At 42.9% G+C, this 14,400-nt stretch carries 8 protein-coding genes and 3 rRNA genes; 6 read left to right on the forward strand and 5 right to left on the reverse strand.

Going from position 1 to position 14,400, the window contains the following annotated elements; translation table 11 throughout:
• The first annotated feature begins 410 nt into the window (after positions 1–410).
• From AC0L7Q_RS00005 to rrf, 3 genes are all read left to right on the forward strand, one after another.
• Positions 411–1,946 (forward strand): 16S ribosomal RNA (locus AC0L7Q_RS00005).
• A 297-nt stretch (positions 1,947–2,243) separates the two neighbouring features.
• A 23S ribosomal RNA gene (locus AC0L7Q_RS00010) occupies positions 2,244–5,128 on the forward strand.
• 137 nt (positions 5,129–5,265) lie between these two features.
• A 5S ribosomal RNA gene (gene rrf / locus AC0L7Q_RS00015) occupies positions 5,266–5,380 on the forward strand.
• The 16S, 23S and 5S rRNA genes sit together here, the layout of an rRNA operon.
• A 213-nt stretch (positions 5,381–5,593) precedes the next feature.
• Here rrf and AC0L7Q_RS00020 read toward each other — a convergent pair.
• The 4 genes from AC0L7Q_RS00020 to uvrD are packed head-to-tail and all read right to left on the reverse strand — an operon-like array spanning position 5,594 to position 11,834.
• Positions 5,594–6,451 (reverse strand): chemotaxis protein, encoded by an 858-nt coding sequence (locus AC0L7Q_RS00020; RefSeq protein WP_409424351.1) that lies wholly within the window; start codon positions 6,449–6,451, stop codon positions 5,594–5,596.
• 56 nt (positions 6,452–6,507) lie between these two features.
• Positions 6,508–7,632 (reverse strand): ABC transporter substrate-binding protein, encoded by a 1,125-nt coding sequence (locus tag AC0L7Q_RS00025; protein ID WP_409424352.1) that lies wholly within the window; start codon positions 7,630–7,632, stop codon positions 6,508–6,510.
• Positions 7,601–9,691, reverse strand: coding sequence for a GNAT family N-acetyltransferase (locus AC0L7Q_RS00030; RefSeq protein ID WP_409424353.1), 2,091 nt, complete (start codon positions 9,689–9,691; stop codon positions 7,601–7,603). Before AC0L7Q_RS00030 ends, AC0L7Q_RS00025 begins: the two co-directional genes overlap by 32 nt.
• On the reverse strand, positions 9,669–11,834 hold the full coding sequence (gene uvrD, locus AC0L7Q_RS00035) for a DNA helicase II (protein ID WP_008108265.1): 2,166 nt from the start codon (positions 11,832–11,834) through the stop codon (positions 9,669–9,671). The genes AC0L7Q_RS00030 and uvrD overlap by 23 nt, the downstream gene beginning before the upstream one ends.
• Positions 11,835–12,146: 312 nt before the next feature.
• Here uvrD and AC0L7Q_RS00040 point away from each other — a divergent pair, with 312 nt between their 5' ends.
• The 3 genes from AC0L7Q_RS00040 (at position 12,147) to AC0L7Q_RS00050 (ending at position 13,534) form a co-directional block, all read left to right on the forward strand.
• Positions 12,147–12,371: a hypothetical protein gene (locus tag AC0L7Q_RS00040; RefSeq protein ID WP_006791382.1), complete on the forward strand. Its 225-nt coding sequence runs from the start codon at positions 12,147–12,149 to the stop codon at positions 12,369–12,371.
• 115 nt (positions 12,372–12,486) lie between these two features.
• Positions 12,487–12,855, forward strand: coding sequence for a YacL family protein (locus AC0L7Q_RS00045; RefSeq protein WP_008108271.1), 369 nt, complete (start codon positions 12,487–12,489; stop codon positions 12,853–12,855).
• Between the two features lie 52 nt (positions 12,856–12,907).
• Complete coding sequence (locus AC0L7Q_RS00050; protein ID WP_178954566.1) at positions 12,908–13,534, forward strand: dUTP diphosphatase; 627 nt, start codon at positions 12,908–12,910, stop codon at positions 13,532–13,534.
• A gap of 1 nt (position 13,535) precedes the next feature.
• On the opposite strand, the gene yrfG is transcribed toward AC0L7Q_RS00050, so the two are convergent.
• Positions 13,536–14,183, reverse strand: a complete 648-nt coding sequence (gene yrfG / locus AC0L7Q_RS00055; protein WP_413401078.1) for a GMP/IMP nucleotidase — start codon at positions 14,181–14,183, stop codon at positions 13,536–13,538.
• Positions 14,184–14,400 lie beyond the last annotated feature (217 nt).

Here is a 14,400-nt window from a genome sequence, read left to right on the forward strand (position 1 = left end):
CTATAATGCGACCCCACTGAGACGGGGAACGCCAACGCATAGCGAGGCACGAGCTACTCAGTGAGTCGAGTAAAACTTAGTTTCGAAAAATTTCAAGTTTAACAAAATTAAGTGTTGACAAAAAAATAGGAAAGCGTAATATGCGCAGCCCTAGCGAGATAAAGTTTAACGCTTTAATCGCAACGTTCTTTAACAATATAAAGCAATCATCTGTGTGGGCACTCGTACAGATTGAGTTCTAACAGCCAAGCTACTTAGGTAGTGAGGCAAACAAATTTAGAGTCTCAATTTAAACTGAGTGACCAACAGCAATAACTACTTCGGTAGGAATTGCAGCACAGTCAATTCAATATCGAAAGATATTAAATAAATTCAGAATTCATTGAGCTGTCGAAAGACAAAAAACTTTTTAATTGAAGAGTTTGATCATGGCTCAGATTGAACGCTGGCGGCAGGCCTAACACATGCAAGTCGAGCGGTAACAGAGAGTAGCTTGCTACTTTGCTGACGAGCGGCGGACGGGTGAGTAATGCTTGGGAACATGCCTTGAGGTGGGGGACAACAGTTGGAAACGACTGCTAATACCGCATAATGTCTACGGACCAAAGGGGGCTTCGGCTCTCGCCTTTAGATTGGCCCAAGTGGGATTAGCTAGTTGGTGAGGTAATGGCTCACCAAGGCGACGATCCCTAGCTGGTTTGAGAGGATGATCAGCCACACTGGGACTGAGACACGGCCCAGACTCCTACGGGAGGCAGCAGTGGGGAATATTGCACAATGGGCGCAAGCCTGATGCAGCCATGCCGCGTGTGTGAAGAAGGCCTTCGGGTTGTAAAGCACTTTCAGTCAGGAGGAAAGGTTAGTAGTTAATACCTGCTAGCTGTGACGTTACTGACAGAAGAAGCACCGGCTAACTCCGTGCCAGCAGCCGCGGTAATACGGAGGGTGCGAGCGTTAATCGGAATTACTGGGCGTAAAGCGTACGCAGGCGGTTTGTTAAGCGAGATGTGAAAGCCCCGGGCTCAACCTGGGAACTGCATTTCGAACTGGCAAACTAGAGTGTGATAGAGGGTGGTAGAATTTCAGGTGTAGCGGTGAAATGCGTAGAGATCTGAAGGAATACCGATGGCGAAGGCAGCCACCTGGGTCAACACTGACGCTCATGTACGAAAGCGTGGGGAGCAAACAGGATTAGATACCCTGGTAGTCCACGCCGTAAACGATGTCTACTAGAAGCTCGGAGCCTCGGTTCTGTTTTTCAAAGCTAACGCATTAAGTAGACCGCCTGGGGAGTACGGCCGCAAGGTTAAAACTCAAATGAATTGACGGGGGCCCGCACAAGCGGTGGAGCATGTGGTTTAATTCGATGCAACGCGAAGAACCTTACCTACACTTGACATACAGAGAACTTACCAGAGATGGTTTGGTGCCTTCGGGAACTCTGATACAGGTGCTGCATGGCTGTCGTCAGCTCGTGTTGTGAGATGTTGGGTTAAGTCCCGCAACGAGCGCAACCCCTATCCTTAGTTGCTAGCAGGTAATGCTGAGAACTCTAAGGAGACTGCCGGTGATAAACCGGAGGAAGGTGGGGACGACGTCAAGTCATCATGGCCCTTACGTGTAGGGCTACACACGTGCTACAATGGCGCATACAGAGTGCTGCGAACTCGCGAGAGTAAGCGAATCACTTAAAGTGCGTCGTAGTCCGGATTGGAGTCTGCAACTCGACTCCATGAAGTCGGAATCGCTAGTAATCGCGTATCAGAATGACGCGGTGAATACGTTCCCGGGCCTTGTACACACCGCCCGTCACACCATGGGAGTGGGTTGCTCCAGAAGTAGATAGTCTAACCCTCGGGAGGACGTTTACCACGGAGTGATTCATGACTGGGGTGAAGTCGTAACAAGGTAGCCCTAGGGGAACCTGGGGCTGGATCACCTCCTTATACGATTTAGAACTTATTTGTTCGTAGTGTCCACACAGATGATTGTTAGTTAGTTTTACCCTTTGGGTTAACTAATTAATATGCTCTTTAAAAATTTGGAAAAGCTGATAATAAAATTCGTATGAATAACATTGTTATTTGTACAGAGTTTTCAAAAGTAAAAAAGAATGATAGCAGTATCATTCAGTGCCATTTAATGAACGTTTTACGTTTGTTGATTGGTATCTACTTTAGTATTCAATATTAACTTCTGGCGAAGTTAAACTGTCACGAAACAAAGACCCGTTTGGGTTGTATGGTTAAGTGACTAAGCGTACACGGTGGATGCCTTGGCAGTTGGAGGCGATGAAGGACGTATTAACTTGCGATAAGCCTAGTCAAGCTAGTAAAAAGCACTTGAGACTAGGATTTCCGAATGGGGAAACCCACCTGCTTGCAGGTATCGTTAACTGAATACATAGGTTAACGAGGCGAACGCGGAGAACTGAAACATCTAAGTACCCGTAGGAAAAGAAATCAACCGAGATTCCGATAGTAGCGGCGAGCGAAATCGGAACAGCCCTTAAGCTTATTATGTGTTAATGGAAGGCTCTGGAAAGTGCCACGATACAGGGTGATAGTCCCGTACATGAAAACGCATTTTAAGTGAAATCGAGTAGGTCGGAGCACGTGAAACTTTGACTGAATATAGGTGGACCATCATCTAAGGCTAAATACTCCCAACTGACCGATAGTGAACCAGTACCGTGAGGGAAAGGCGAAAAGAACCCCTGTGAGGGGAGTGAAATAGAACCTGAAACCGTGTACGTACAAGCAGTAGGAGCCCCTCGAGGGTGACTGCGTACCTTTTGTATAATGGGTCAGCGACTTATATTTTGTAGCGAGGTTAACCGATTAGGGTAGCCGTAGGGAAACCGAGTCTTAACTGGGCGAATAGTTGCAAGGTATAGACCCGAAACCCGGTGATCTAGCCATGGGCAGGTTGAAGGTTGAGTAACATCAACTGGAGGACCGAACCCACTAACGTTGAAAAGTTAGGGGATGACCTGTGGTTAGGAGTGAAAGGCTAATCAAACCGGGAGATAGCTGGTTCTCCCCGAAATCTATTTAGGTAGAGCCTCGGACGAATACTTACGGGGGTAGAGCACTGTTAAGGCTAGGGGGTCATCCCGACTTACCAACCCTTTGCAAACTCCGAATACCGTAAAGTAATATCCGGGAGACACACGGCGGGTGCTAACGTCCGTCGTGAAGAGGGAAACAACCCAGACCGCCAGCTAAGGTCCCAAAGTCATAGTTAAGTGGGAAACGATGTGGAAAGGCCCAGACAGCCAGGAGGTTGGCTTAGAAGCAGCCATCCTTTAAAGAAAGCGTAATAGCTCACTGGTCGAGTCGGTCTGCGCGGAAGATGTAACGGGGCTAAACTATGCACCGAAGCTGCGGATTCAGAATTTATTCTGAGTGGTAGGGGAGCGTTCTGTAAGCGGTTGAAGGTGTACCGGGAGGTATGCTGGACGTATCAGAAGTGCGAATGCTGACATGAGTAACGATAATGCGGGTGAAAAACCCGCACGCCGGAAGACCAAGGGTTCCTATCCCATGTTAATCAGGGTAGGGTAAGTCGACCCCTAAGGCGAGGCCGAAAGGCGTAGTCGATGGGAAACGGATTAATATTTCCGTACTTGGTATAATTGCGATGGGGGGACGGAGCAGGCTAAGCAAGCATGGCGATGGTAGTCCATGTGAAAGTGTGTAGGCTAGCGACTTAGGTAAATCCGGGTTGCTGTTAGGCTGAGACACGAGACGAGTCACCACGGTGATGAAGTTGCTGATGCCATACTTCCAGGAAAAGCCTCTAAGCTTCAGATTATACCGAATCGTACCCCAAACCGACACAGGTGGTCAGGTAGAGAATACTAAGGCGCTTGAGAGAACTCGGGTGAAGGAACTAGGCAAAATCGTACCGTAACTTCGGGAGAAGGTACGCTCCGATTGGTGATGAGACTTGCTCTCTAAGCTGATTGGAGCCGCAGTGACCAGGTGGCTGGGACTGTTTATTAAAAACACAGCACTGTGCAAAATCGCAAGATGACGTATACGGTGTGACACCTGCCCGGTGCCGGAAGGTTAATTGATGGGGTTATCTTCGGAGAAGCTCTTGATCGAAGCCCCGGTAAACGGCGGCCGTAACTATAACGGTCCTAAGGTAGCGAAATTCCTTGTCGGGTAAGTTCCGACCTGCACGAATGGTGTAACCATGGCCACGCTGTCTCCACCCGAGACTCAGTGAAATTGAAATCGCAGTGAAGATGCTGTGTACCCGCGGCTAGACGGAAAGACCCCGTGAACCTTTACTACAGCTTGGCACTGAACATTGAACCTACATGTGTAGGATAGGTGGGAGACTTTGAAGATGAGACGCTAGTTTTGTTGGAGTCGTCCTTGAAATACCACCCTTGTAGTTTTGATGTTCTAACGTTGGCCCCTGAATCGGGGTTACGGACAGTGCCTGGTGGGTAGTTTGACTGGGGCGGTCTCCTCCCAAAGAGTAACGGAGGAGCACGAAGGTTGGCTAAGTACGGTCGGACATCGTACGGTTAGTGTAATGGTAGAAGCCAGCTTAACTGCGAGACAGACACGTCGAGCAGGTACGAAAGTAGGTCATAGTGATCCGGTGGTTCTGAATGGAAGGGCCATCGCTCAACGGATAAAAGGTACTCCGGGGATAACAGGCTGATACCGCCCAAGAGTTCATATCGACGGCGGTGTTTGGCACCTCGATGTCGGCTCATCACATCCTGGGGCTGAAGTCGGTCCCAAGGGTATGGCTGTTCGCCATTTAAAGTGGTACGCGAGCTGGGTTTAGAACGTCGTGAGACAGTTCGGTCCCTATCTGCCGTGGGCGTTTGAGAATTGAGAGGGGTTGCTCCTAGTACGAGAGGACCGGAGTGAACGAACCGCTGGTGTTCGGGTTGTCATGCCAATGGCATTGCCCGGTAGCTACGTTCGGAACTGATAAGCGCTGAAAGCATCTAAGCGCGAAGCAGGCCTCGAGATGAGTTCTCACTAGACTTTTAAAGTCTCTGAAGGGCCGTTGAAGACTACAACGTTGATAGGCAAGATGTGGAAGTGGTGTGAGCCATTAAGCTAACTTGTACTAATTACCCGTGAGGCTTAACCATACAACGCCAAACGCGTTTTATGTGATAGTGAAACAAGCGAAGAAGTTAATAGACTAAAGTAGATTACTGAAAACTTTTATTATCAGAATTCCAAATTTTAGTTAGTGCGTAGTAATACGGACTGACAACCAAATTTGCTTGGTGACAATAGCGTTTTGGACCCACCTGACCCCATGCCGAACTCAGTAGTGAAACGAAACAGCGCCGATGATAGTGTAGCATTTGTTATGTGAAAGTAGGTCATTACCAGGCTCCAAATAAGAGAAAGCCCGATTCGAAAGAGTCGGGCTTTTTTACGTCTGCAGAAAAGTGAAAATATCAGCTATCAGCTGCACAGCGTTAACCAGGTAACCGTAGCGTGGGTTGAGTATTACGAAACCCATGGGCAAAATAGCGCACCGACTCTAAATACAAGCAAGCCCGATTCAAAAGAGTCGGGCTTTTACGGGTGTAAAGGAAGCATCCTTAAAACAGTCCATAGGCTTCAGTTTCTTGCTCTTGAGCGCTGCTCGATGGTTCAAGGTCTTTGGGCTTAAATATTGCGCTAGGATCAATAAGTACACTATGTTTATCAGCGAGTTTTATCAATCCATACATCATGCTTCTTGTTTGGGGGTCAATATCAAAACCAACTTCGGTAAGCTTATCTAGTGGTTTAATATCTTCTTGTTTATATTCAATATTATCTTCAACCTTATCAACTAATAGGCCTACATGAGGGGTCATGCCATCTTTAGTGGTAAACACAATAATAGGTTTATAATCTAAAGTGATTTGTCCTATTGCAGAGTCGAATAAACGCTCTAGGTGAATAAGATCATGTCGCCTTATAATCTCAAGTTGAGTACTAACTTGTTTGCTGTTGCCTTTTTTATATGCATCTATTGCACTGGTCAATTTGTGTAGAAGCGATTTAAACGGGTCATCAAAGCGTGACATAGTATTTTTTAATTCATCGTTATCAGTTTTAAACTCTGTATAAAACTGTTCAAAATCAGTAAGCTCATACTGATTCGCCTTTAACGAGCTTTGCGAAACGAGTAGTTCTTGCTCTAATTTATTAAACCAAGCAATTAGTTGTTTTTGCCAAGATTTAAGTTGCTTTAAAGCATCTAAATTACTGCGCTCAGTAGAAACTCCATTTAAAATGATTCCAAGATCAAATACAGGGGTTGGGATCCCCATATAATCTTTAACGCCCAAAAAGCTTTTATTATCGTTAGGTAACACCGTGAGGTTATTATTAAATTGTTCCGTTAATAAGATATCAAGAATCTTAAGTGAAATGGTTTTATAACCCACTTTAAAGTTAATTAAGTCCATAGTTTCCTCACATACTTAGTTTGTATATTAAGGATAGAACAATATTTGGAAGGTACTTATTTATTCACATAATAAGAGCGATATACATTACGTTTATTTTCATTTCTTGTATCAATAAAAAACTTTTTGATTATTTTATCATTTGTTAACAGTGAATTAAGCTCTTTCATTAGGCACGAGTGTTTAAGCGGTAATTTGCAGTTTGCTGCAGCCCTACTAAATGCCATCGCATTAATATAACCTTCAAAATGAAGACGGTTGGGTTTTGTAATCTTGTTTGCTTGCATATCGGCCAAAAATTCATTACAAAAATCATCATTACATGTGAGTGGATTAGGAACAATTTCTGTAACCATAATATGTGAGGGTGTGGTTACTTCATCAAATAAGTCAAAGCTAGGTACAAAAGAAACACTGGTATAGTCTGGGGTAAAATTCTTCGCATGTGCACTGTTTATAAATTCACCAAGTGGTGCGTAGGTGCCAACTAAACAGATAGCTGTAACCCCACTGGCTTGTAAGGCATTAAGCGCTGATGCTACATCATGACTATTACGTTGATAACGCGCGACTTTTATAGGCGACAGATCATATTTTGTTAGTTCTTTCCTTAGCCCCGATTCTACGTACAAGCCAAACTCATCTGCTTGAATAAATAGCCCTATCTTTGTATGTTTGCGCTCCTCTACTAAGTATTTAATTTGCTCTGCGGCTTCGTCATTATAGCTTGCTCTTAAATTAAATATGTTAGCGCGTGATTTATCATGTAGGAAGCTTGCCCCGCTAAAAGGCATTAAGAACGGAATTTTTGATTGCTCTAGTAAAGGTATAATAGCATGGCTGGTTGGGGTGCCCATAGCACCAAACAATGCATCGACTTTGTCGGAATAAATAAAAGTACGGGTATTATTAACGGTTTGTTTTGGTTCGTAATTATCGTTAGCAACTAGAAGTTGTACCTGAGCGCCGTTTATTCCGCCAGCATTATTAACCTTGTTAAAGTAAATGCTACTGCCTTTATACAATTGTTGACCAATATTTTGAGCCGGTCCGCTTAGTGCTGTAGACATGCCAAGTTTAATAACTTTGCTATTATCTTGCTCTGCAAAGGCTAAAGGCTGTCCTAGGGCTATTGCAATGAGGGCAATACTAAGGTGTATTATTATGCGAAGTGCGTTCATACCAGTTATTTACAGCCTTTTTTAATAATATATTAAACGGCTTTATGCCATTCACACCTAACTCGGTTTGGATATTTTTAGGTTTCCAATTTTGTAATACTAGCCTAATAAAAACAGATTGGAAATTATCCTCATCATTTGGCAAGCTAAGAGGAGATGCCCAAAAGCTTCGCCATAGTAAAGGTGTAATATTAAATAGCTGATAGTCACTTGTTAACATAGACTTTAATCTTGATTGATCAGCTATGCTATTGGTATGAGTATTAAAGCGTGAAACAATTTTTGCTACCAGTTTATAATCTAGCTGACTAAAATGGCTGAGCAATTGCAAAGGAAAATCAGCTTCGAACTGGGCTGTTAATTGTTCTAGTAGTTGGTCATTTTTAGTTAAGCTCTTAATAACTAATGCGCTATGTTCACCCGTTGCCTTATCTTTTTGAAAACCCAGCTTAACCAAATTAAAGTCATTATTTTGCCAAAAACTAAGTAATTGCGCATTAGCACCAAAGCTAGCACCAAACCAATCACACTCGTTCTGTAATTGCTGTTCACAGTAATGAAGTAATTGTGTTCCTAGGTGCTTATTGTGCTGCTCTGGGTCAATGGCAATTCGCACCACGCGAGCGCAGTATTGTTTTAATACCTCAGGGTTAAAGCTTAATTGTGCAAGGCTTTGCGCCATTAAGTGCCCTTGAGGGCGGCGCTTACCTTGCACTACTTCATCACTCAACGATGTAGTAAAGCCACCTTCTATCGCTACTAAACACACACCAAGAATATTATCACCTTGTTGACAAACAAATAGGCGTTGCCCAGCGGCATCCAGTAAGTGACGTAAGTCATTCACACTGGTTTGATAATGTGCGAGTGTTAGTAAGCCAACAACTTGATGAAGCAGTGGCTCGTTGTTAGTAAGTTGATTTGCTTGCAGATGCTTAAATTGTAGGGGAGCAGTATTCAAACTAGCGCTGTGATGTTCTGCATCCAAAGCTAAGAGTGTACGAAGGTGCAGCTCTAAAGGATCGTGCTTTGCAAAACGGATTGGCTGCTCAAGACTGATGCTACGCATGTTTTTAAAATGCGTTTTGAGGTAACGAGTAAACTTTAAAATATAACCGCGACCATTACCTTCATAGCCAATCATAGTGCTTGAAAAGACCACGCGAGGATAAAGGTGAAGAATTTTTATGAGAATTGGAACAGGGATTGCTGCTGCTTCATCAATTAATAGCAAATCGCACTGCGGTTGTTCGTTCAGTAGTTGATCAGGCGCCACATAGTGCATGTTTGCAATGTGTTTATCGCCAGCTCGATAATCTATATCAAGCTCACTCGCTAAGTGCTTAAAACTACTGTGCAAAGCACGAAATTGCATAGAGCAAATAAGTATGTTTTTATCGCTGAGTTTACTTGCTGCAATACCTAATGCGGCTGATTTTCCTCTTCCCCGATCTGCATTAATTAATAATGGTCGATTTGCTCGTCCGTTTGCTGTTTTTATTATTAATTCAATACACTGTTGTTGCTCGGTAAAGTCAATTCCACCAGTTGATAGATTCGTATCGGTAATACACTGCCAACCATTTTGCTGGCTAAAATGCAGTAAAGTAGTTTTGCTTAGTAAGTGAGCTAAGCGTTGGTTAAAAAAGCTGTAAGGGTGCATTTGCCCAAAAGATTGAAATAAGGGAAGGGCGTCATCACACCAGTGTTCAAGTTCTTTAAGTTCGGGTAGCAATATAATTAAAAAACCACCTGCTTGCACAACGCCACTAAGCGCAGCTAGTTTATCTGGCACCAGTCCACTGTAGCCGTCATAAACAGCATGGGCGCACTCTTGCCCTAAAATTTGGTGGGTATGCTCTGGCCAATGTGCATTAATTAAATGAGTGCTTTTTGACAGTACAAAAGAAGGGTGCTGCAAATGAGCAAGCAGCTGAGTACATTGCTCATAACACCAATTTTTATCGCCTGTAAGCAGCAGTAACTGGCGATGTTTCGCATACGCAAGTTGTTGCTGTACACGCTCTACAACGTGGTTAAACGGCTTGTAATCTTGCATAAGCTGTTACTAACCACTTACTGCCTAAGTCGTCAAAGTTAACTTGTACGCGAGATTGTGCGCCACTGCCTTCGTAGTTGAGTACGGTGCCAATGCCAAACTTTGCATGCAGCACGCGTTGACCTAAGTTAAATCCGCTTTCTTCAAATGCAGCATGGCTAACCGATGCGCTAAAGCGACCGGCTGCAGGCGGACGAGATACTTGCGTTTTTATGCGAATTTCTTCTACGCAGTCTTCGGGTATTTCACGTAAAAAGCGCGATGGGCTGTGATATTTTTCTTGGCCATATAAACGGCGGCTTTCGGCATGGCTTATATACAGCTTATCCATAGCGCGGGTCATACCCACATAACAAAGGCGGCGCTCTTCTTCTAAACGGCCGGTTTCTTCATTACTTTGCTGAGATGGAAACATACCTTCTTCAACACCGACCATAAACACTAAAGGAAACTCTAAGCCTTTAGCTGAGTGAAGCGTCATCATTTGTACGGCGTCTTCATGCTCATCGGCTTGGCCTTCGCCAGACTCAAGTGAGGTGTAAGCTAAAAAGCCTTGTAGTGGCGAGCTAAACTCTTCCTCTTCAGGGAGTTCATACTGATCGCAGGCACTAATTAATTCTTCTAAGTTTTCTACTCGAGCGCGGCCTTTTTCGCCTTTTTCAGCCTGATACATAGCCATTAACCCTGAGGTTTGAATCGCGTATTTAGCTTGCTCATGCAGCGTTAAGTCACTAATTTTATCTTCAATATGCTCAATAAGTTCGACAAACTTGGCAACCGCTCCTGATGCACGCCCCGATAAATGCTGTTGTTCTACAATGGCTTTAGCGGCATACCAAAGCGGCAAAGATTCAGCGCGAGCGCAGTCACGAATATGGCTTAATGTTTTGTCGCCAATGCCTCGGGCTGGGGTATTGATTACACGCTCAAATGCCGCATCATCTTGGCGGTTACCCACTAAGCGTAAGTATGAGAGGGCATCTTTAATTTCTTGGCGTTCGAAGAATCGCATACCACCATAAATTCGGTATTTTAAACCTTCTTGTAGCATCGCTTCTTCAAGCACCCGCGATTGCGCATTACTACGATATAAAATAGCCGCATCTTGTAGTGCGTTCCCCGCATTTAGCCAGCTGCGTAATTTGCTACTCACAAAGCGCGCTTCATCTAGCTCGTTAAAGGCAGCATAAATAGAAATTGGTTCGCCGTCGTTACCGTCAGTCCACAAGCTTTTACCCATACGCTCGGAGTTATTTTGTATAAGCGCATTAGACGCTTTAAGAATAGTGGCAGTCGAGCGATAGTTTTGCTCAAGGCGAATTGTCTCTGCGTCAAAGTCTGTTAAAAAGCGTTTGATATTTTCAATTTTAGCGCCACGCCAACCGTAAATACTTTGGTCATCATCGCCTACAATCATAATACTACTAGTGTCGCCAGCAAGTAATTTTAGCCATGCATACTGAATAGTATTGGTATCTTGAAACTCGTCTACTAGCATGTGTGCAAAGCGCTGCTGATAATGACGCAGCAAGGTTGGGTTGTTTTTAAGAACCTCATAGCTGCGTAGTAATATTTCAGCAAAATCAACTAGGCCCGCTCTATCACAAGCTTCTTGATAGGCGGCGTAAACGCGCAGCATCATTTGCTCATTAATATCGTATGCCTGAATATCTTTAGGGCGCAGAGCTTCGTCTTTTTTAGCGCTTATGTACCAACCAAACTGTTTGGCTGGCCATTTTTTATCATCAATATTCATAGATTTTAACAAACGCTTGATCATACGAAGCTGATCGTCAGAGTCTAAAATTTGAAAGGCTTCAGGTAAGTTTGCTTCACGGTGATGTGCTCGTAAAATTCGGTGCGATAAACCATGGAAAGTACCAATCCACATGCCGCCAACAGGGGCTTTTAGAGTTTCTTCAACCCTTGAGCGCATCTCTTTAGCGGCTTTATTGGTAAAGGTTACCGCAAAAATACTGTAGGCAGAGGCTTGCTCTACTTGCATTAACCAGGCAATACGATGAACCAATACTCGAGTTTTACCTGAACCTGCTCCTGCTAATACCAGCATGTTTTGTAATGGCGCTGCAACGGCATCGCGTTGTTTATCATTTAAGCCATCGAGTAATTCTGAAACGTCCATCGTTACGCCTTTTTAATCAATAATGAGAGCAGTATAACAGGTGTTTTTGTTAGGCTAAATAAAATACTGTTTTTATAAACAGCTATTATAAAAATAACCACTAAAACCAATCAGCTGGTTAGTTTTTTACGTGAATAAGTGACTAAGACTAATAATAAAAATAATCAAATTGACCTATATTTAGTAAAAAATACCAAAGCAATTAGTAAGTATTAATTTAACCATCTGATTTTTAAGCTTTAATAAATTGGCATAAAGTGTGATAGTAAGTAAATAACTAAAATTCAAAATTAATTAACTACAGAGGTGAGTATGGCTGATCAAGGGTCTGGCGGTAATGTAATTGCTGCGTTGTGTAATATATTTTTTCCTGGTTTAGGACAATTAGTACAAGGGCGTATTCTAGCTGCTATATTTTTTGCGCTAGCTATTGTTATAAGCTATGCGCTTATATACGTACTCGTTGGGTTTGTATTAGTGCCTATTATTTACTTATGGTCGATAATTGATGCGGCAAGATACCGCTCGCGAAGTTAGGTATTTAAACGTTTTATAAAAATAGCGCTGATTGGCGCTATTTTGCGTTTTAGAGTCGGTGTTTTGCACTATTTACGGGTATAATAGCGTTATTAGCGTTTAATAAGTAACAGTTATGGAATACCAATTTATTCGCGACCCTATTAGTGGGTTAAGAATTAAAATAAGCAGCGAGCATGCGATTATAGGCCGTTGGTTAAATGAAGAAATAGGCAAAGACAAAGTGGCTATGGTGCTGGCGCTTATTAGCTCGGTGAGTTCAAGCTTTGAACCGTTAACACTTAAAGGCCAAGAAATTGACCTGATCCTTTCTAAAGATGAAGCGTTATTTGAAGCGCATGCGCTGCATCAAGATAACGAAGATATATTAGCCTACCAAGATGACGAATTAATGCTTGAAGAGAATGATTTAAGCAGCGGTTGTGGTTTTGAAGACTTTGTTGACCTGATCAACTCATGGCATGAGTTTTCGGCTGGTCGTTAAGTTATATTATCTGTATTATTACCCTAATTATAAATCCAACAGTGGAACCAATATGTCTGCGAATTTAAACAAGCTAGTTGTTATGCTAGAAATGCAAAATGCCATGAATACCAAAGTACATGAGCAATGGTTTAGCCAAGGCTTTGAATGGTACAGAGCTATTTGGGTTGAATGTGCAGAAATGTTAGACCATTACGGTTGGAAATGGTGGAAAAAACAAACACCAGATACTGAACAGGTGATTTTAGAGCTGGTTGATATTTTTCATTTTGGCTTATCGTTGCGTATTGACGGTGAGACTAGCTACGAGCAAATAGCAACAAAACTACAAGCCGAAATGAGTGCACCACAACAAGGCGATGACTTTAAGCAAACACTTGAATTATTAGCAGCCAGTGCTGTTGCCAATAAAGCGTTTAATGCAGCCGCTTTTGCTGGTTGTATGGCGCAAATAGGCATGGATATTGATGATTTATACCGTGGTTATGTAGGTAAAAATACGCTTAACTTTTTCCGCCAAGATCATGGTTACAAAGATGGCAGCTACATTAAAGTATGGCATGGTCAAGAAGATAACGAACACTTAGTAGAAGTAGTTAAAAGCCTTGATACTGAACATGCAGATTTTGCAAAACAGGTATATCAAGGCTTAGTAGCGCGTTACCCTCAGGGCGAATAAGCTAAATAAGCTTACGATAATCGGTGACGCTTAAGTAATCGGTTATATCGTTATGTGGTTGCTGGCTATTAGGGTTAGCAACCGCAAGTAAATGCTCAATGCCGTATTCTCGTGCGGCATTTAATACCGGTAAACTGTCATCTACAAATAAAGTGCGGCGTTTATCAAACCCTAAGTCCCCTTGCACTTTATGCCACAAGCTTTGTTGCTCTTTACTTACTCCATATTCATGAGTCGACACCACCCCGTCTAAATAGTTATCAATAGCTGTATGTTCAAATTTAAGCATGACGCATTCAGGGTGGGCATTAGTCAGCAAAATGAGCTCTTTACCTGCACGTCGAAGTTCAGTTAAAAAATGCGGAACGTCTTCACGAATTTTAATTAAGTGAGCAGACTGACGCTTTAATTCGAGAATAGGTAAGTTTAGCTGTGCTTCCCAATAGTCAGAGCAGTACCACTGAATTTTACCACTCACAGCCTGATAGCGTTTTAAGATATCTGCGCGGGCTTCATCAAAACTGATATTTTGAGCCAGAGCATGTTGTTGGGGTACAACGTTGAGCCAAAAGTCAGTGTCGTAATGTAAATCAAGTAAAGTTCCATCCATGTCGAGTAATACAGTATCGATTTTTGACCAGTTGAGCATGATTTATCCTTGTGAAAACTACTTTTTGAAATGAATAAGTTGCGATGAAGTAGATTAATGAACTTTGTTAATTGAGTTATTAAGGTATAAATCCGACAATACTATATTAAGAGCGTATTCGTAGCCTAAAACAAAGAATTAACCTTAGCTAAGCCCGAGAATTATTTGCTCAATTAAATTGCTTTTAATTCAAACTGAAACTCGCATCTTATACTCA

This window comes from Pseudoalteromonas sp. KJ63-1, from assembly GCF_055808145.1.